Below are 18,556 nucleotides of genomic sequence, written 5' to 3' on the forward strand. Positions count from 1 at the left end.
CTTTCGACTGTCGCTCTAGCAGTCGAGACGACATTTCAGCCGTCGGTAGGAAATCAGCGAGCGTAAGAGGTGCTACTTAAATCATGTTTCACCTCTCTCGCGCCTTCACGGCGCACCATCCATATCAATGTGGATGATCTTGCGGTGGGGCGTTGCAGCGCCGGTGTGCTCTTGATCCGATGGGTCCATGCGGCGATGCTAAAGGAGACTATGTCGCAAGTCTGCATGGCTGCGGCGGCCTCGGTCCGTCAAAGCAGGGAACTGGAACCTGCGCCGCTAGGCGGCCTCTGCGTTTTGGACTATTTCCTCGTCGCGCTTCCGGTTTATCAGGTTTAGCAGGTGAACGGAGGCTCGCGCGTCGCACAGAGCCCGATGATGATTATCGAGCTCAATCCCGTAGATCTCGCAGAGCTTGCCGAGTCCGTAGGATTTATGCCCCGGATAACGCCGCCGCATCCCGGCGCACGTGCAAAGCTTCGGAAATCGGAAACGCCGTTCCAGCCGCTCGAACTCGTAGGCGATGAAGCCGTAGTCGAAATTCACGTTATGGGCGACGAAAATGCCATCGCCCATGAATTCAAAGAAACTGTCGGCCACTTCGGCGAACAGGGGCGCGTCGCGCACTATCTCGTTCGTGATGCCGGTCAATTGAACGATCTTCGCTGGGATCGGACGCTGCGGATTGATCAAGCTGTGCCATTCGTCGACGACCTGATGATTGCGGACCTTCACAGCGCCGATCTCGGTGATGCGATCGCCATTCGACCAGGCGCCGGTGGTCTCGATGTCGACCACGACGTAGTCTTGTTCGGGGTCGAAGCGATAATCGACGCGGCCGATTTCGGCGACGATGCCGGCGGCACCGAGTTGACGGAGGCGGGTAAGCTGATTGCGCCGGATGACGTCGCCTTCGGCCTTGATCTCCATGAACGAGACTTTGCCATCGCGGACAATCATCAGGTCGGGGAAGCCATCTCGCATGCTGCGGAAATCGTCGCACATCGCACGGATGATCCTGGCAATGCCGGTGGGATTGGCTCCCTCAAGCAGCGAATTTAGCGCCTCGACCTGCACATGGTCCCAGGCAAAGATCCCGTTAGGTCGTCCCCATCTTGCTGCGACATTGCGCAGAATCATCGGAAAAGCCTTTCCGGATCCGATGGCTTCCAGCTTCTCGTCGATCGTCGAGGCGAACAGCCGATAGAAACTCCGGTCCTTCAGGCAGTGCGGTACCCAATCGAAGCCGCTGGGCAACTGCGCGCTTTCGAAGAGTTCATCCCAGAACAGCAGACCGAACAGAGTGTGCCACAGCACGTTCTCCGCGAAATAGACCTCGGCGCCCTCGCGCCGTAGAACGCCGGCGACACCCGTTTCCGGATCCCCCCGATGGGTGTCGTCGACCTTAATGACACGACCGGACCGCAGGAGTTCGGTGTAAAGCCCCGCGCGCTGCCCTCCGAACTTGCGAGCGTAGAAATCCGTGGCGAAAAGATGCTCGCCATCGCTGGCGGGATCATCGATCATCCGCTGCAGCAGTTCTTCGGCCCCGATTGGGTCGCCCGCGCTGTAGAGCAGCCGAGCCAGGCGCTCATTGCAGTCTGGCGAGGAGCCCGCACGATAAAGCTGTTGGGCGAGATCCCCCTCCTCATTCTTCTCGAAGAACAGGCCTGCTTGATGTGCAGCCCGGCTGCGAAGATCGGTAGCGTATTCGGTCCCGCAGACGGGGCCCGCAAGGATATCGACGGCCGCTTGCCGATAGACGGTCTCCGATTTGACCTCGAGCCGATCGAGGATCTGGCTATAGTGGAACGAGGCCATTGCCTCTTCGCCGTCGGTAAATCGTGCGTTGAACGAAGTCTCCTGATTGGTGCGCAGAATGCCAAGATCACGTAGCGCGAAGTTCTTCAGATCAACCTCGGTCTTGCCGAAATAGAGATAGAGCAGGAACTCGATCGGTCGTGTGTGGTCGAGCGCGATGAACTTATGGGCGCCGCAGTGCTGCGCGGCGACAGAGAAGGGGATCTTTTCGAGATAATAGTCGACGAACTTTGGTTTCGACCACGATTTGCGGACGTCTCCTCGCCCGGCCGCTTGCGCTCCGGTGACGAGGACATCCTTAGGAAGGCAGGCGACGAACGCCGCATAGTCAGTCTCGCCGAGTATCCTGGCGTGACCGACCGCCATCAGTTCGGACGCCGCGCATTCGACGTCCGTGATCTCCGGGTAGTTAAACAGCGATCGATTGAAGATCGCGCCACGTCTGTTCACCATCCGGATTAGGAGGCATCGGGCGTCTTTCGAAAGGCGTTCGAAGCGACCAATGAAGGCGTGGTGCTCTACGGTGAGGATCGAGCCGTAAGTCTTTTGCACGAAGTTGAGCATCTCGACGAAGTGGTCGAGATAGTAATAGACGGGCAACACCGGTAGTTTCATCTGCGGTCGCCCCGGCGAGCGACTGCGGATGGCTGCCACTCAAGTCGGATGTGCGGCAGATCAGGGAAGGCGGGCGCCCCCGCCGCCGAATCTCGCACGAACGACGTGACGCCCGACCGCCTCGGTTGAAAAGACCAAATCATGTTCGAGCTTTGTTCTCGTAGTCCTCTCTTGTCAAGGGCCACGCTCAACATTGTCCCTAGACCTCCTCGCGCAGTGTCGCGCTCATTCCAGACTAGGTATCGTCGGGGCAGTTCGGGCAGGTGTCACCAATGCCGTCGAGCACCGTCCCAGGGCCGAGCATCGAAGTGTCGTATTCTTCGGCCGTTGTCAGGATGACTGGCATGGCCTTCGGATGATGTGCTGGACTGTTGGCCTGTACCAATAGAACGTGTGCTTGAGACCGTCGTCGCGAGGCTTCGATCCCGGCGACATCATCTCGATCACGACGATCGGGCCGTCGACGTAGGTCCGGTCTCCGACCAGGTCGCGGCGATTGCCGACGCTGAGGGCATGCCTTGTCGTTCGAATGGGTTTTCGGCTATCTTCCTTGTGTTGTGGCAGTAGCGTTCGCCGCATCAGCGGCTCAGGCTCAAACGTCGTTATCGGCGTAAACGGACGCGAATGGCTACGTCGACATTCAATCGCTGACCTGCGCGCAGCTCGCCGGCATCTACCAGGAAGACGCCGACCTGTTGGCCGCCTGGTACAGCGGTTGGTACAACGGTCTCGCAAATAAGCACTTCGCCCACATCACCCGCGCGAAGTAGGGCGAGCACCAACTGATCGTCTACCGCAAGGCACATCCGGAGCTCAAGATCATCGAGGCGAGCGACACCCTGCTCAAGAACGAGAAGTAAGACCGCAAACTGAAAATCGGAGGATCGGCGATGAAGGCACTCGTCTATACAGGAGTGGGCGGAAAATCGATCGAAGACAGGCCCAAGCCCACTATCCAGCAGCCCAGTGATGCGATCGTTCGGATCGCAAAGACCACGATCTGCGGGACGGACTTGCATATTCTTAAGGGCGACGTCGCGACCTGCGCGCCGGGCCGCATCCTCGGCCATGAGGGCATTGGCGTGGTCGATGAGGTCGGCGCCGGCGTCACGGCGTTCAAGCCGGGAGATCGGGTGCTGATCTCCTGCATCTCGTCCTGCGGAAAGTGCGATTTCTGCCGCCGCGGCATGTATTCGCAATGCCGGACCGGCGGCTGGATCCTCGGCAACAAGATCGACGGCACGCAGGCCGAATACGTCCGGACGCCCCATGCCGACACCAGCCTCTACCATCTGCCTGATGGCGTGGACGAGGAGGCGCTGGTCATGCTCAGTGATATCCTGCCGACCGGGTTCGAGTGCGGCGTGCTGAACGGCAAGGTCGCTCCAGGCTCGAGCGTCGCCATCGTCGGCGCTGGACCCGTCGGGCTGGCGGCACTGCTGACCGCGCAGTTCTACTCGCCGGCCGAGATCATCATGATCGATCTCGACGACAAGCGTCTCGCCATCGCTCGCCAGTTCGGCGCGACGCAGACTGTCAATAGCGGCGATGGCAAGGCGGCCGAGCAAGTGATGGTGCTGACCGGCGGAGCCGGGGTCGACACCGCCATCGAAGCCGTTGGGGTGCCCGCGACCTTCGAACTCTGCACGGACATCATCTCTCCTGGCGGCATCGTCGCGAACGCCGGCGTTCACGGCGTCAAAGTCGACCTTCACCTCGAACTGCTCTGGTCGCGGAACATCTCGATCACGACGCGCCTGGTCGACACCGTATCGACGCCGATGCTGCTGAAGACCGTCGCCTCGAAGCGCATTGAGCCGAAGCGGCTGATTACCCACCACTTCAGGCTCGATCAGATCATGGAGGCCTACGACATCTTTTCGCGAGCTGCCGAAACTGGCGCGCTCAAGGTGATCATCGCGCCCTAGAGATGCTCTGCATAACGCCGTTTTTGAAAAGCCGCGCCACTTCGCCTTGTGGCCCCTGAGCGACCGAACATGACGCGAATGACCCGAAGCGCCGCGAAATTCATGAGCAAGCCTTGCAGCGTCGCGGGGACCATCCCTAGCTAAAGAGCGGAGGCCGGGATCCGGGTAGAAAAGTGTCGGCTCGCCGCGGTCGAACGCTAGGTTGATGGAGGTTAGGATGTCCCGCACACTCATCATCTTCGGGCTGGTCCTCCTCGCCGCCGGCGTCGTCTGGCCCTTCATCGGCAGGCTTGGGCTCGGTCGGCTTCCCGGCGACATCGCTATCGAGCGGCCGGGCTTTTCCTTCTACTTTCCGCTGATGACCTCGCTCATCATCAGCGTGGTGCTGAGCGTAATCTTCTGGCTGGTGAATCGGTAACAATATGCGAACCTTGGGAGCGACTGGGATAAGCGGACTGATCGATCGCACAGTGCCGGGAGCAGTCGGCTACATTCAGTCGCGCAGTGGCTGAGCGGAACTAAGACAAACGCGGGCGACGTACTCACGGCGCTTGAGCTTGGTGGCCGCAATAGGAGGAACTCTACAGGTGCTGTTTGCGTCGCGGTCGGACCTCAGCGTCATGCGCTCTCGCGTGATAGATTGACGTAGATCAAGACCAGCGACCGTCATTTGGTCTGCAATTCGGGCTTCCAAAAGGAGAACTACCATGAGTGACCTGGTCGTGATTGCGTTTCCCACGGAAGCAAAGGCGGAAGAAGTTCGCCAGAAACTGCTGGCGATGCAGAAAGAGTACCTGATTGAGCTTGGCGACGCGGTGGTCGCGGTGAAGGATGCTCAAGGTCACATCAAACTTAACCAGCTAATCAACACCACGGCTGCGGGTGCGGTTTCGGGTACTTTTTGGGGAGCGCTTATCGGCCTGATCTTTCTGATGCCGCTGGTGGGCGCTGCCCTCGGTGCGGCATCCGGCACCCTTGGCGGATATCTGACCGATGTCGGCATCGACGACAAATGGATGAAGGAAACCGCTGCCGCTATTCAACCCGGAACCGCTGCCCTCTTTGTGTTGGTGCGTAAGGTAACAGCTGACAAAGTGCTTGAAGGTCTCAAGGGCGAAGGCGGTACGGTGTTAAAAACTTCGCTCGACCACACCAAGGAAGCGGCGCTTCAAGCGGCATTGGCTAATGTCCAGGCAGCCGTTCCTCCCTCGCCGTCAGTTTGAAGGCCGCGCTCGCCTGCTGCGGCCCTCTCAATCGAGGTAGGCGCATGGCGGGGTGCCTGAGGAGCGATGTCCGTAAACTGGCAACTCTGCGGAGAAGCCGACTATGCAGTTGTCCAAGGTCGCCGCGTTGGTGCTTATCGCTGGCGGTTCAAGCCTGCTGTCTGTGTCTTTGGCGCGGCCCGTCACTGAATGCTCAATTTCTGGGACGCTAGCGGATTGGGGCGAGAATTCGATGGCCGACATTGACCTTGCATCCGGGGAAAGTTGCCAATTCCCAATCAGGATGCGCGGCACTGTGAATGGCTCGGACATCTCTCAGAAACCGGCACACGGCAAGCTGAAAAGGCTCAATCAGTCTACGTTCGAATACAAAGCGAAGACCAAATACAAGGGAAGCGATACTTTTGCCATCAAGGCAACGGGGCAGGGGCCGACGGCTTCTGGCACGTCGGTAATCACTGTGCACGCGACGATCAAATAGCGCTCCTCGCATCCATTGCCTGCGTTTGGAGGCGGCATAACCTATTCGATCGCGAGTGTTGTCGCGATACTGCTGGCGAGTTTCCCTGGCGTCGCGAGCGCAGGTGGACTTAGGCACGATACCTTGCGGACCAACACGCACCAACTGTTACATCGGTCTGAGCCGCATCTATCGGGGACAATCGGACATTGCCCCTGGCAAAGCACGCGCAGTCAGACGCGGCGCTACCGCAAAAGTAAAGCAGCGTGATTGGGGGCGCTCCAAAATGCTTGATCGTCGCAAGGTTCTGAAACTCGCCGCTGCCGCTCCAGTGCTATTCTCGGCTCCAGCGATCGCTCAAAGGCCAATTGCCCAGTGAACTGCGGGGAGAACGCAGGTATAGCCGGCTACCATGAGTCACAATTTTCCACGCGCAACCACGATCTTGTACCCGTAACAGTAGCGGGTCGGAGCTGTGACGGCCGGTGATCTATAATTGTCGCTATTTCAATTCAAAACATAGAGCGCGCTGCACGGCCGAATGATTGGACGCGGTCCGAACTGCCTATGCTGGCCGCGGTCGTCACCGTCCTGACATGCGACCGCCGGCTTGTTGCTTGAGACGAGGTTTGCGTCGTAGTGTCGTCCGGCCTCAATCACCGAGGAAGCGGTTTAGGACGTTTCGCGTCACCTGCTCGGTGTAGAATTCATTCCGAGCCAGGCCCATAACCCATTCACAGCTTCCGGCCGTAAACACCTCACCCTTGCCGCGTGGCATCGACACGATCATGCCCGAACCGTAGCGGTGTTTCTGCAACGCTTCCGGAGAGGTCGAGCCCGACAGGCGCTTCGCCTTGTTGGCAAGGCCGCTGTCGCGCAGATAGTAGCGGAATCCTTCGCCGGCATACTCGTCCTCCACATAGACCGCAGGGCCCATGGCAAGGATCTCGACGCCCTGCGGCGCGCCGTCCTCGTGGGTCGGGTAAGGGAGCCCTTGGCGGAACGTGTAGTCGAGGCCGTCTACTTCATAAGCGAAGATGCCGGCGTCCTCGCCCAGGATATCGCCGTAGTGAGTGTCGGTGTGGTCGAAAGCCCAGTGTTTGGGGCGATACACGGTGAAGCCGCGGCTGCCGCGTGGCGCAAAGCCGCCCCACGAGGCATAGACGCCACGCATGCCGTTGACACCGAAGGTTGTCGCACCGGGATGTGCGACTGCGGGATCTTCCCAGCCGCACGTCAGCAGGTGCTTGTTCGCGGTGTTGCGCACTGGGTCTTCCTCGAACGCGCGGGCCTTGTAGCACACCTGCTGCCGGCCGTCGTTCTCGAAGCGAATCTGCCAAAGGAAATTGCCGGCGAAGCGCGCCATCTTGCCGCCGGCCTCGACGAACGCGTCGACCGTGTCGCGCATCTCGCGCGTCCAGTATTCGTCGTGGCCGACGATGACGCCGGTGCCGTAGCGTGACAGGATCCCCGGCCGGTAGTGCAGGTCGGTCTGGGTGATGATGTCGAAATCGTAGCCTTCGCGCTCGGCCCAGACTGCGAAGTGACGGTCGAACTGCGCCCAGCCGGCGGAGGCGTAGTATTGAGCGAACCCGTTGGTGAAGGCCCATTCCTTGGTCGGATAGCGCGGCGCTTCCAGCGGGCGGCGCTTGGGCGTGTCGCACAGCCGAGGTGCGCCGGGCGGCAGCCAGACCAGCCCGCGTGTCCATGGCCGTTCGATGCTCAGGACCGGAGAGAATTGCTTGCCGGTTGCGCCGTCGATCCCGTCGTAATAGTTCGCCCCGCCCCAATCATTGTAAGCCAGCCACGTCGAGGTCGGCAGAATCAGCAGGAAGCGGTTTTTCGCGGGCTTGGAGTCGGTCGGGGTCACGACGAAGAAATGGTGCTGCACGAATTGCGAGCCGTTGCCGAGATCACAGGTCGAAACGACGCGGTAGAAGCCGGAGGCGATGTCGGCGGGCAGGGTCCAGCGATGACTGACCGGCCAGGCGCAACCATCCCGATAGGCCGCCTTCGGCATCGCATGGAATTCTCCGGCGATGTCTTTCGCCTCATGCGCCAGCGTCGGCTTCAGGCCATCGCGCCAGACCTGCAACGTCCACCGCGGCGCGGTGCTGCTGCTGTGGAAACGCACTTCGTGGCCGGGCGCGTAGGAAATCGCGTCGGTGTAGGTGTAGACCTCCGGTACCGCGGGGTCTTCGGCTGGCGCCTCGTACCAATGCGACAAATGCCACGCGTTGTCGGGATGCATCACGGTCGTGCGCCGATCGTGGATGTTCATCGGCTTGAATTCGGGGCGCGCGGCGTTGTCGTCCTTCGGCATGGTAGGCTTCCCTTGATGTATCATTCGACGGTCAGGCGCGTCTTTCGGCAGCTTCGAGCAGTTCGGGCGCGGTGATGCGCCCTTCCTCTATGGCTTTCAGCAACTCCATCAGCGCGGCGCCGCCTTCTTCCAGGTCGGCGCGGATCGCCTCGCCCGCGGCGATGGCGTTACGCTGTTTCAAGCTGCGGATCAGCCGCACGTGCTGGTGCTCGCCGGCATAATGCGGCACCGCGTGAGGGTAGAGCAGGTTCAGCGTCGGGCCACTCTGCAGCCAGAGGCCTTCGAGAATCGTCGTCAGGCTCGGCATCGCCGCCGCGCGGCAGACGCCGAGATGGAAGACGTAGTTCTGGTAGACCGCATCCTGCGAGTCGCCGCGCTTTTCCGCCGCGGCCAGCGCAGCGTGTGCCTGTTCGAGCGCGGCGATCGCCTCGGGCGTGATCAGTTGTGCGGCCTTTTCCGCCGCGAGTGGTTCGAGCCGCAGGCGGATCTCGCGGATCTCCGCGTAGCGGCGGAATGAAGCCTTCGGCACCTGGAAGCTTTGCGAGCTGGTGAATTCAAGCGCCTGCTCGCGCAAGAGCTGCATCACCGCTTCGCGTATCGGCGTGTCGCTCACGCCAAGCATCACTGCGAGCTCGTTGATCTTCAGCCGCTGGCCCGGCTTGAGCTGGCCCTGCATCAGCGCTTCTCGCAGCTGGCCGTAAGCCCGCGTTGCAAGGTTTTCGCGCGCGACTTTCTTCAAAGGCTGCATGACGAATGTCCGTGGCTGAAAAGGAAAGCGGGCTCGGCCGCAAAACTGAGAACAGGCATCAACATGAATGGAGTGGGCAGGCCTCTGCCGTCTTACGGGTTGCTCGTGAATCTCGTCCGGCACACCGCGAGATCGGGTCAGATCAACGCGGACTTGCGATGTGCTTGACAAGCTTAGTGGGCGATGTCTAGCTTGTCTATAGGATATATCCTATCGACTATCGCTAAAGACGAAGCCAAATTTGCGCGCGAACAGGGGGAAGCATGAGAATGGTCAAGTGTTTATGGGGAGCCGCGGCAGTGGCTCTGCTTGCAGGCTCCCTGGCTGCATCTCCAGCGTCAGCTCAAAACAAGGCGACCACCCTGGTCTACGGCAACACCGCCGGGCCGGAGACGCTCGATCCCTACGTCGGCAGCAGCACCGTCGATCTCGAAGTCGTCCACCACATCTTCGAGGGATTGGTGGGGGGTGGACGGCAGCTATGCCGCCAAGCCGATGCTGGCATCGAAGGTTGATGTCGCGAACGACGGCAAGACCTTCACCTTCGCGCTGCGCCACGGCGTCAAGTTTCACAACGGCAAGGAGATGACCTCCGCCGACGTGCAGGCGTCGTTCGAGCGCTATCGCCGGATCAGCCCCAACGCTGCGGTGCTTGCCGATGTCGAGTCGTTCGAAGCTCCCGATCCATTCACCTTCATCATCCATCTGAAGAAGACCAACGCGGTCTTCCTCGACGTCTTGAAGTCGCCGGTCTATCCCTTCGTCATCCTGCCGGCCGAGCAGAAGGACAAACCGGCCCGCGAGGTCGAGATCATCGGGACCGGACCCTTCAAGCTGGGCGAGTGGCGCAAGGACAGCCACCTGATCATCGAGAAGTTCGATGGCTACGTGGCGGACGAGGGTGGCAAGCCCGCCGACGGCCTCGTTGGTCGTAAGACCGTCAATGTCAGTTCGGTTCGCTACCGCTTCATGCCGGAAGCCAATGCGCGCATCGCGGCGCTGCAGACCGGCGAGGCCGACATTATCTCCAACGTGCCGCGGGATCTCGCCGGCCGTATCGAAGGCCGACCGGACCTGCAGGTCAACCGCATCCTCGCCTGCCAGCAATATTTCATCGTCAACACCCAGCAGCCACCGACTGACTCGGTGCAGATGCGCCAGGCAATCCGCGCCGCCGTCGGCGTCGACGACATGATCGGGGCGATTAGCCGCCCCGCCAAGCGCAGCCACTCCATGACAATTCCGGGCGGCGAGTACTATGGCGGCGACATCAACAACGGGTTCTATGACCAGAAGAACCCCAAGCTCGCCGGCGAACTCGCCAAGCAGGCGGGCTACAAGCCAGACCATAAGCTGAAGTTGATGACTACGGCGACCTATCCGGAATTCCGCGATGCCATCCTGGTGCTGTCCGAGCAGTTGAAGGAGGCCGGCATCGCGTCCGACGTGCAGATGGTGGACTGGGCGACCAACGCCTCCAACATGCAGACCGGCAACGGTGGCTGGAACATCTCGTCGACGTCCTTCTGCTCCAATCCCAATCTCGGTCCGCAGCAGTGGAAATTCATGGTCTACAATTTCCCGCACGTGAAGAACGATGCCGAGCTCGATGCAGCCTACGACAAGTTTTACACATCGCTGGCATTGGACGACCGCAAAACCGCCTGGCGCGTGATCGAGAAGAGGGTTCTCGAGCAGGCCTACATGATCAAGATTGCGGATATCGGCGTGATCCAGGCCCTCAACCGCAAGCGGCTGCCCGACTTCAGGGATTTCTACATCAACCGGTTCTGGAATATCTCGCTGAAGTAGTTGCGGTCAACGGCGGCTGCGTGCAGGCCGCCGTTGCTGCCGATCTGATCGTCCGTCCGCTCCTCCCAGAAGTCCGCTCTCATGCTTCGCCTTGTCGCTGTAAGACTGACCCATGCCGTGCCGGTCTTGTTGATCATCGCGGTCCTGGCTTTTCTCCTGATGCAGTTGCTGCCCGGCGATCCCGCGGTGCTGATGGCTGGCGATGGAGCCAGCGCTGAGGCGATCCAGCAAATTCGCGAGCGCCTGCAGCTCGATCGGCCGCTTTGGGAGCAACTCGTCTCCTGGGTGACGCATCTCCTCTCGGGAGATCTCGGTACGTCGCTCACGCTGAACCAGACCGTGGTGTCCGCCGTGGCCGAGCGGCTGCCGGTCAGCCTGTCGCTCGCAGTGGTGTCGATCGCGATCACTGTGCCCGTCGGCATTCTACTCGGCGTGATCGCTGCCGCTGCGCGCGATAGCTGGATCGACGTGGCCGTGATGGCGATCGCGCTGCTCGGTGTATCGGTGCCGAGCTTCTGGATCGCTATCCTGTCTGTGATCCTGTTCTCGGTTACGCTCGGCTGGCTGCCGTCGGCGGGTTATGTGCCGCTCAGCGACGGCTTCCTTCCCTGGCTGCTGGCGCTGCTGCAGCCCGCCATCGTGCTCGCGCTGTTCCAGGTCGGCTTTCTCGCGCGCATGACGCGTTCGGCCATGCTCGACGTCCTTGACCAGGATTTCATCCGCACGGCTCGTGCTAAGGGCGCGCCCGAAAGCCGCGTGCTCTGGAAGCACGGCTTCCGCAATACACTGATCGCCGTCCTCACGGTGGTCGGATACATCTTCAGCCTGCTGATCGGCGGATCGGTCATCGTCGAGCAGGTGTTCGCGCTTCCTGGTGTCGGTCGTCTGGTCGTCCAGGCGGTGCTGGCCCGTGACTATCCGCTCGTTCAGGGGACATTGCTCCTGTTTGGCTTCATCTTCGTTCTCATCAACATCGCCACCGACATTCTCTACGTCGTCGTCGATCCGCGGGTCCGCTATGACTGACGCGGCTCTCGACCCGGCGACGGTCGCGCCGTCAGCGCTGCAGCGGGGCGCCGCGCTCGCGAGGCGTCTGTTCCGTCATCTCTCCTTTCGCATCGGCTTCGTCATCGTGGCCCTGCTGGTGATGGTCGCGGTCGTGGGCCCGCTGCTCCACACCGCTGATCCGACCGCCATGCAGATGCGCTTCCGCTTCCGGCCGCCATCGGCCCGGTTCTGGATGGGGACTGACGCACTCGGACGCGACATCCTTTCCCGCTTCGTCCACGGCGCGCGCCTGTCGCTGGTGATCGGCCTGTGGGTGGCGATCCTGTCCGGTATCGCAGGCACCATCTTTGGCGTGCTGTCGGGCTATGTGCGCGCAATCGATTCCCTGGTTATGCGGATCATGGATGCGCTGCTGGCGTTTCCGCCGATCCTGCTGGCGATCGGGATCAATGCGGCGCTCGGACCCCAGGTCCACAGCGTCATCATCGCGCTGTCGGTGTCTTATATTCCGCGGACCGCACGCATCGTCCGCGCCTCCGCGCTGGTGGTCCGCGAGCTCGATTACGTCCAGGCCGCGCGGATCAGCGGCGCGAGCGGACTGCGCATCGTGCTGCGCCACATCCTGCCCAACAGCGTCGGACCACTTCTGGTGCAACTCACCTTCGTGTTTGCCTACGCTATCCTGGCTGAGGCAGCGCTCAGCTTCCTTGGTATCGGTCCGCCGCCGCCAACCCCGAGCTGGGGCAACATCATTGCGGAAGGGCGCGACTACTCGGTCGAAGCGTGGTGGATCATGCTGTTTCCCGGCCTTGGCATCAGCCTCGCAGCACTCGGCATGAACCTTCTGGGAGACGGGTTGCGTGACGTGCTCGACCCGCGGCTGAAGATCGAGGGTTGAGATGCAGCCATCCGACAATATTCTCTCGATCGAAAAACTCACCGTTCAGTTCCGCAGCGGCGGCCGCTGGATCACCGCGGTGCAGGATGTCAACCTCGACCTCGCCGATCGTGAATGTCTCGGCATCGTCGGCGAGTCCGGCAGCGGCAAGAGCGTGACGGCGCTCACCGTGCTTGGGCTTCATCCGCCGAAATCCACCCGCATCGCCTCAGGGCGTATCCGCTATCAGGGGCGCGACCTGCTGACGCTGCCGCCTCGAGCTCTCGGGCGCATCCGCGGCGCCGAGATCGCAATGATCTTTCAGGATCCGATGTCCTCGCTCAATCCGGTGCTCACGATCGGCGACCAGATCGGCGAGACCTTGCGCATCCACCAGGGTCTTGGGGCCGATGATGCGCAGAAGAAGGCCGTCGAGCTCCTCGACATGGTGCGCATCCCCGATGCGCGTCGCCGCGTGGCCGAGTATCCGCACCGGCTGTCCGGGGGCATGCGACAGCGCGTGATGATCGCGATGGCGATTGCCTGCCGGCCGAAGATCCTGATTGCCGACGAGCCAACCACCGCACTCGACGTGACCGTACAGGCGCAGATCCTCAACCTGCTGCGCGAGCTCCGCCGGGAGCTCGGCATGTCGGTGATCCTGATCTCGCACGATATGGGCGTGATCTCGGAATTCACCGACAAGATCGCGGTGATGTATGCCGGCCAGGTGGTGGAAGATGCCGTGGGTGCAGGCCTGTTCGAACAGCCGATGCATCCCTACACCGACGGGCTGCTGCGTGCGATCCCCGACATCGATTCTGATACCGCGCGGCTGGCCACGATCCCGGGCTCGATTCCCGATCCCGGCCGGCCGCCTGAAGGCTGCCGCTTCCATCCGCGCTGCCCCGAGGCGGTGCCGACCTGCAGACAAACGGCGCCTGCGATGATCCGCCTGTCGGAGCAGCGACAGACCCGCTGTCCGCCGCGTGCGGCCAGGAGGTCGGCATGACCGCACCGATCGTCGAGGTGACCAACGTCTCCAAGATATTCCCGATGAACGGCACGCGCGGCCGCAACGCGCAGTCGCTGCACGCGGTCAGCAATGTCAGCTTCTCCATCGCAGCCGAGGAGACGCTCGGCCTCGTCGGCGAATCCGGCTCCGGCAAGTCTACCGTCGGACGCATGCTAGTTGGCATCTATCCCGCCACCAGTGGGCAAATCCGACTGTTCGGCCGCGACATCAGCGGCGATGCCGCCAAGGCCAATCTGAAGGCTGTCCGGCGCCGGCTGCAATTCGTGTTTCAGGATCCGCAGGCGGCACTCAACCCACGCATGGCGGTGGGCGACGCCATCGCTGAACCGCTGGATATTACGGGCGGCTTCGACCGCCGCCAACGGCAGGCACGTATCGAGGAGTTACTCGACATGGTGGGGCTGCCGCGCAGCGCCGTCCGGCGTTATCCGCACGAGTTCTCCGGGGGGCAGCGCCAGCGCATCGTGATCGCCCGCGCGCTCGCGCTGCAGCCGGATTTGATCGTCTGCGACGAGGCCGTGTCCGCGCTCGACGTCTCGATGCAAGCGCAGGTGGTCAACCTGCTGATGGACCTGCAGGCGCAATTCGGCCTCAGCTATCTCTTCATCGCCCATGATCTCGCGGTAGTGCGCAGCGTCTCCACGCGCGTCGCGGTGATGTATGCCGGCAGCATTGTCGAGATCGCACCCCGACGGGCGCTCTATGAGTCGCCAAGCCACCCATATACGCGTGCGTTGCTCGATGCGGTGCCGCGCGTCCGCGGCGTGGCGAAGCCGCGGGAAATGTTGCAGGGCGAGCCGCCCAGCCTGATCGATCCTCCGACGGGGTGCCGGTTCGCGAGCCGGTGCCCTCTGGTCGAGACGCGCTGCCGCGTTGAGGCGCCGCCGGTCCGCACCGTCGGATCCGGACACCAGGCCGCCTGTCATCTCATCTGACTTCTTCCGACATGTTCAGTCATTCAAACCAAGGACCCAGCGCGCCCTTGACCCCCAATGCAGGCGACAGCGCGGCATCCGCCCATCCTGATCGTACGAGCTACTATCGCGGCGAGGAGGCCACGCATCTCTGGTCGCTGGCCCCTGGGCACGCTTCCATCGTCTGGGAGAGCGCCAGCGGCGCTCGCATCCGCGACGTGGAAGGCCGCGAGTTCATCGACTTCACCTCGGGTGTGCTGGTGGCCAATACCGGCCACTGTCATCCGAAGGTGGTCAAGGCAATTCAGGAGCAGGCCGCCCGGCTGCTGAACTGCTACGACGCGCCGCATCCGCTGCGCGCCGAGGTCGGCAAGCGATTGCTTCGCTACGCTGGCGGCCGCTTTGATGCGGTGGCGCTGTTCTCAACCGGCGCTGAGGCCATCGACAGCGCGGTCAAGATCGCCAAGGCGGCGACGAAGCGGTTCGAGATCGTGTCCTTCGCCGAGTCGTTCCACGGTAAATCCATCAGCACCTCGTCGCTGTCGGGCATGCCCGGCACGCGACGTATCGTTGGCCCCACGGTTCCTGGCTCCATCGTGGTGCCGTTCCCCAACAGCTACCGCCGGCCGTCGCAGTTCGATCCCGAACAATGGGCCGAACTGTGCATGGACATGGCGGAGGAGGTGGTTCGCATCAATTCCATCGGCCAGGTCGCCGCCATCATCGTCGAGCCCTTTCTTGGCGCGGGCGGGGCGCATGTGGCGCCGTCCGCATTCTGGCGGCGGCTGCGCGGCTTTGCCGACAAGCTCGGTGCGCTCCTGATCATGGATGAAGTTCAGTCGGCCTTCGGGCGGACCGGCAACTGGTTTGCCTTCCAGGAACATGGTGTCGAGCCTGATCTGCTGGCGGTTGCCAAGGGCATCGCCAGCGGTCTGCCGATGAGCGCGGTGATCGGCCGGCACGATCTGTTCGACGCGCTTCCACCCGGCGCGCTGAGCTCTACCTACGGCGGCAATCCGCTGGCTTGCGCGTCCTGTCTCGCCACGCTGGACGTGATCGAGAGCGAGGGCCTCGTGGCGCGCGCGCGACATCTGACCACCATCTTCCATCAGCGCTTCGCCCGCTGGGTGAAGGAGATTCCCGGCGTTGGCGATGGTCGCGGCATGGGTCTGTCGACGGGGATCGAACTGGTCGACAATCCGATCGACAAGACGCCCGATCCCGAGCGCGCGCTGAAGGTGGTCGCGGCCGCCGCGGCCCGCGGCGTCATCGTGCTGCCGCCGTCCGGCTCGCAATCGAACGTGGTGCGGCTCGCGCCGCCGCTGGTGATGACGGATGCTGAAGCGGAGGAGGGCCTGCAGCGGCTCGAAGCGGCGCTGCGCGAGACTGTTTCCAACCGCGTACAGTGACTGGAGAAGAGCGATGAGCAGAATACCGCCTCGAGGGTTGGCCTTACCCGCAAACGAAGTCGAGGCGAAGGCGAAGCGCCTGCGCCAGCATGTGGTGCGCATGGTGGCACCGTTGCGCGAAGGCTATGCCGGCCAGGGGCTCGGTTGCGCCGACATCCTGGCCGCATTGTACTTCCACGAGATGGCGTACCGGCCCGACGATCTCGGCTGGCCGGACCGCGACCAGTTCTTGTTGTCGCCGGCGCATTATGGCGTTGGACTGTTCGCAGCTCTCGCCGAGAGCGGCTGTATGCCCATGGCGCAGATGGACGATTATGGCCGAGATGGCAGCCCGATGGAGATCATCGCCTCCGAGCGCCTGCCCGGCGTGGAAGCCACCTGCGGCTCGCTCGGCATGGGCCTCTCCGTGGCCGTGGGCAAGGCACTGACGTTGCGGCGCCGCCGTCGGCCGTCGCGGGTCTACGTCGTAATCGGTGATGGCGAGCTGCAGGAAGGCCAGACCTGGGAGGCGGCGATGGCCGCGGCAAGCTTCCGCCTCGGCAACGTCTGCGCGATCGTCGATGTCAACAACATGCAGGTGGACGGCCGCACCGACCGCGTCATCGACATGGGCGATATCGCGGCGAAATGGGCGGCGTTCGGCTGGAGGGTCGTGACAATCGACGGCAACGTCGTGCCGCAGGTTCTCGATGCGCTCGACGCGGCGCGTCAGGAACCTGACCGCCCCACCGCGATTATCGCGACCACCATTCCGGGCCACGGTGTCTCATTCCTCGCCGGCACCTACAGCCATTTCCTCAAACTGCCGCCGGAGGCTGCCGCACGCGCCCTCGCCGAACTGGAGGCTTGATCAATGTCTACCGACGCTTACCGTTCAGCCCCGGGCATCACGATCGCCAAATCGGCCCCGATCTGGCGCAGCGAAACTCCGCTGAAGATGAAGGCCTATGGCCAGGCGCTGGTGGCGCTTGCCCAGCGCGATCCGAACGTCGTTTGTCTCGGCGCCGATCTCACCGGACCAACCGAGACCGATCTGTTCCGTGACCAGTTTCCCGAGCGGTTCTTCAATTTCGGCGTCGCCGAGGCCAACCTGATGTGTGCTGCCTCGGGTATGGCGCGCGAGGGTGACGTTCCCTTCGTCAACACCTTCTCCGTGTTCGCCACGCGCCGTTCGCTGGACCAGGTCGTGCTGCAAATTTCCTATCCCAACGCCAATGTGAAGTTGGTCGGATTCATGCCGGGGTTGACGTCTCCCGGTGGCCCGACCCATCAAGCCATTGACGATGTCGCGATCATGCGCGCCGTGCCCAACATGATGGTAGTCGAGCCGGCCGACGGCGATCAGGTGACCGATTTGTTGGAAGCGATCGCCGCCCATAGCGGTCCGGTCTACATGCGCATCAAGCGCGGCGAGATGCCTCTGGTCATCCCTGCGGAGGTGCCGAAGCTGACGCTTGGCAAGCTGCAGCCGATTGTCGAGGGCCACGACGGAACCATTGTTGCGTCCGGGGTGATGGTCGCCCTCGCGATGGAAGCCGCGGCCGATCTGCAGGCGCAGGGGCTTGACGTCGGAGTTGTCAATGCGCACACCATCAAGCCGCTCGACCGAGACGGCATCCTTGGTATCGCCGCGAGGGGGAAGCCGCTGCTGGTGGCCGAAAATCATAGCGTGATCGGTGGTCTTGGCTCGGCGGTGGCGGAGGTGCTCGGAGAAGCCGGCATGGCCGTGCCGTTCGCGCGGCTCGGCGTGCCCGACGTATTTGCTGAAGGTGGTACGGCCCAGTATCTGTTCGAAAAATACGGTCTCTCGACCGCTGCCATCGTCCGCGCATTTGTGAGCCTCGCTCACTCATAAGACGGCATTGGTAGGGTGCTTTTACGGCGCGCCTGAGCCCGGCTGCCAAGGGTTGGCGATGCGCTACGCTTTGGGTGGGCGCAGACAGATCGCGCGTGTGAATGGCGGCCTCTGGCGCGTGATAGAGATGCTACCTGCGAGCGTGGTTGCTCGCCGAAAAGAGTATAGTGCTTCCAAGATAGTGGGCCGGCCGTTGATGCCGGCTCGCTCGTTCAGCATCTGAAAATAGCCGACCAAGGCGCGACCGGCGCCGAGCACTGATGCTGGATTTGGAGTCTCGTCGAAGTCGGCCGCACGATCTCGATCACAAGCCAGAGTATCGCCTCCTCCATGCGGGTAAAACTCCCCGTCGGGCAAAATACCCGCCACCCCGTCAACCCCTCCCCACCAAAATATTCCACGTTACCGAAATTCGGAAATATCGTATGTGTCGCCCATCCCGGCTCATCCTTGAGGGGCGATCTTGTGTCGTCACGTTTCGCGAGCCGGGCTTGCGGTGGACGCGGCAGCGTCGGGCGCGAGAGGCTAAG

The 18,556-nt window shown here is 62.3% G+C and carries 16 protein-coding genes; 13 read left to right on the forward strand and 3 right to left on the reverse strand.

Annotated features, from left to right (window positions below; all coding sequences use genetic code 11):
* Window positions 1-276: 276 nt before the first annotated feature.
* Entirely contained in the window at window positions 277-2,433 is a 2,157-nt protein-coding gene (locus AC629_RS13310; protein ID WP_084805209.1) for an exonuclease domain-containing protein, read from the reverse strand.
* An 890-nt stretch (window positions 2,434-3,323) separates the two neighbouring features.
* On the opposite strand from AC629_RS13310, the gene AC629_RS13320 reads away from it, so the two are divergent.
* The 4 genes from AC629_RS13320 to AC629_RS13335 all read left to right on the forward strand — a co-directional run bounded on the left by AC629_RS13320 (window position 3,324) and on the right by AC629_RS13335 (window position 6,065).
* Window positions 3,324-4,361, forward strand: a complete 1,038-nt coding sequence (locus AC629_RS13320; protein ID WP_084805210.1) for a zinc-dependent alcohol dehydrogenase family protein — start codon at window positions 3,324-3,326, stop codon at window positions 4,359-4,361.
* Window positions 4,362-4,578: 217 nt separating this feature from the next.
* Window positions 4,579-4,779: a DUF2905 domain-containing protein gene (locus AC629_RS13325; RefSeq protein WP_063707261.1), complete on the forward strand. Its 201-nt coding sequence runs from the start codon at window positions 4,579-4,581 to the stop codon at window positions 4,777-4,779.
* 289 nt (window positions 4,780-5,068) lie between these two features.
* Entirely contained in the window at window positions 5,069-5,584 is a 516-nt protein-coding gene (locus AC629_RS13330) for a DUF1269 domain-containing protein (RefSeq protein ID WP_084805211.1), read from the forward strand.
* A gap of 103 nt (window positions 5,585-5,687) precedes the next feature.
* Window positions 5,688-6,065: a hypothetical protein gene (locus AC629_RS13335; protein WP_084805212.1), complete on the forward strand. Its 378-nt coding sequence runs from the start codon at window positions 5,688-5,690 to the stop codon at window positions 6,063-6,065.
* A 631-nt stretch (window positions 6,066-6,696) separates the two neighbouring features.
* Here the strand turns inward: AC629_RS13335 and AC629_RS13340 are convergent.
* Window positions 6,697-8,367: a N,N-dimethylformamidase beta subunit family domain-containing protein gene (locus AC629_RS13340; protein ID WP_084805213.1), complete on the reverse strand. Its 1,671-nt coding sequence runs from the start codon at window positions 8,365-8,367 to the stop codon at window positions 6,697-6,699.
* Between the two features lie 31 nt (window positions 8,368-8,398).
* Complete coding sequence (locus AC629_RS13345; protein ID WP_084805214.1) at window positions 8,399-9,115, reverse strand: GntR family transcriptional regulator; 717 nt, start codon at window positions 9,113-9,115, stop codon at window positions 8,399-8,401.
* A 299-nt stretch (window positions 9,116-9,414) separates the two neighbouring features.
* On the opposite strand from AC629_RS13345, the gene AC629_RS48615 reads away from it, so the two are divergent.
* The 9 genes from AC629_RS48615 (at window position 9,415) to AC629_RS13385 (ending at window position 18,026) form a co-directional block, all read left to right on the forward strand.
* Window positions 9,415-9,630, forward strand: coding sequence for a hypothetical protein (locus AC629_RS48615; RefSeq protein WP_245331843.1), 216 nt, complete (start codon window positions 9,415-9,417; stop codon window positions 9,628-9,630).
* Window positions 9,584-10,927 (forward strand): ABC transporter substrate-binding protein, encoded by a 1,344-nt coding sequence (locus AC629_RS13350; RefSeq protein WP_245331844.1) that lies wholly within the window; start codon window positions 9,584-9,586, stop codon window positions 10,925-10,927. The genes AC629_RS48615 and AC629_RS13350 overlap by 47 nt, the downstream gene beginning before the upstream one ends.
* Before the next feature lie 81 nt (window positions 10,928-11,008).
* Window positions 11,009-11,953, forward strand: a complete 945-nt coding sequence (locus tag AC629_RS13355; RefSeq protein ID WP_084805215.1) for an ABC transporter permease — start codon at window positions 11,009-11,011, stop codon at window positions 11,951-11,953.
* Window positions 11,946-12,833, forward strand: coding sequence for an ABC transporter permease (locus AC629_RS13360; RefSeq protein ID WP_084805216.1), 888 nt, complete (start codon window positions 11,946-11,948; stop codon window positions 12,831-12,833). Before AC629_RS13355 ends, AC629_RS13360 begins: the two co-directional genes overlap by 8 nt.
* A gap of 1 nt (window position 12,834) precedes the next feature.
* Window positions 12,835-13,824 (forward strand): ABC transporter ATP-binding protein, encoded by a 990-nt coding sequence (locus tag AC629_RS13365; RefSeq protein ID WP_084805217.1) that lies wholly within the window; start codon window positions 12,835-12,837, stop codon window positions 13,822-13,824.
* 44 nt (window positions 13,825-13,868) lie between these two features.
* A complete protein-coding gene (locus AC629_RS13370) occupies window positions 13,869-14,783 on the forward strand; it encodes an ABC transporter ATP-binding protein (protein ID WP_245331845.1) in 915 nt (304 codons plus the stop codon).
* Window positions 14,784-14,830: 47 nt separating this feature from the next.
* Window positions 14,831-16,171, forward strand: a complete 1,341-nt coding sequence (locus tag AC629_RS13375) for an aspartate aminotransferase family protein (RefSeq protein WP_168195466.1) — start codon at window positions 14,831-14,833, stop codon at window positions 16,169-16,171.
* Window positions 16,172-16,184: 13 nt separating this feature from the next.
* Window positions 16,185-17,021, forward strand: a complete 837-nt coding sequence (locus AC629_RS13380; protein ID WP_168195467.1) for a transketolase — start codon at window positions 16,185-16,187, stop codon at window positions 17,019-17,021.
* Window positions 17,022-17,024: 3 nt separating this feature from the next.
* Complete coding sequence (locus AC629_RS13385) at window positions 17,025-18,026, forward strand: transketolase family protein (protein ID WP_084805220.1); 1,002 nt, start codon at window positions 17,025-17,027, stop codon at window positions 18,024-18,026.
* Window positions 18,027-18,556 lie beyond the last annotated feature (530 nt).

The organism is Bradyrhizobium sp. NAS80.1 (assembly GCF_001908205.1).
Taxonomy (GTDB): Bacteria; Pseudomonadota; Alphaproteobacteria; order Rhizobiales; family Xanthobacteraceae; genus Bradyrhizobium.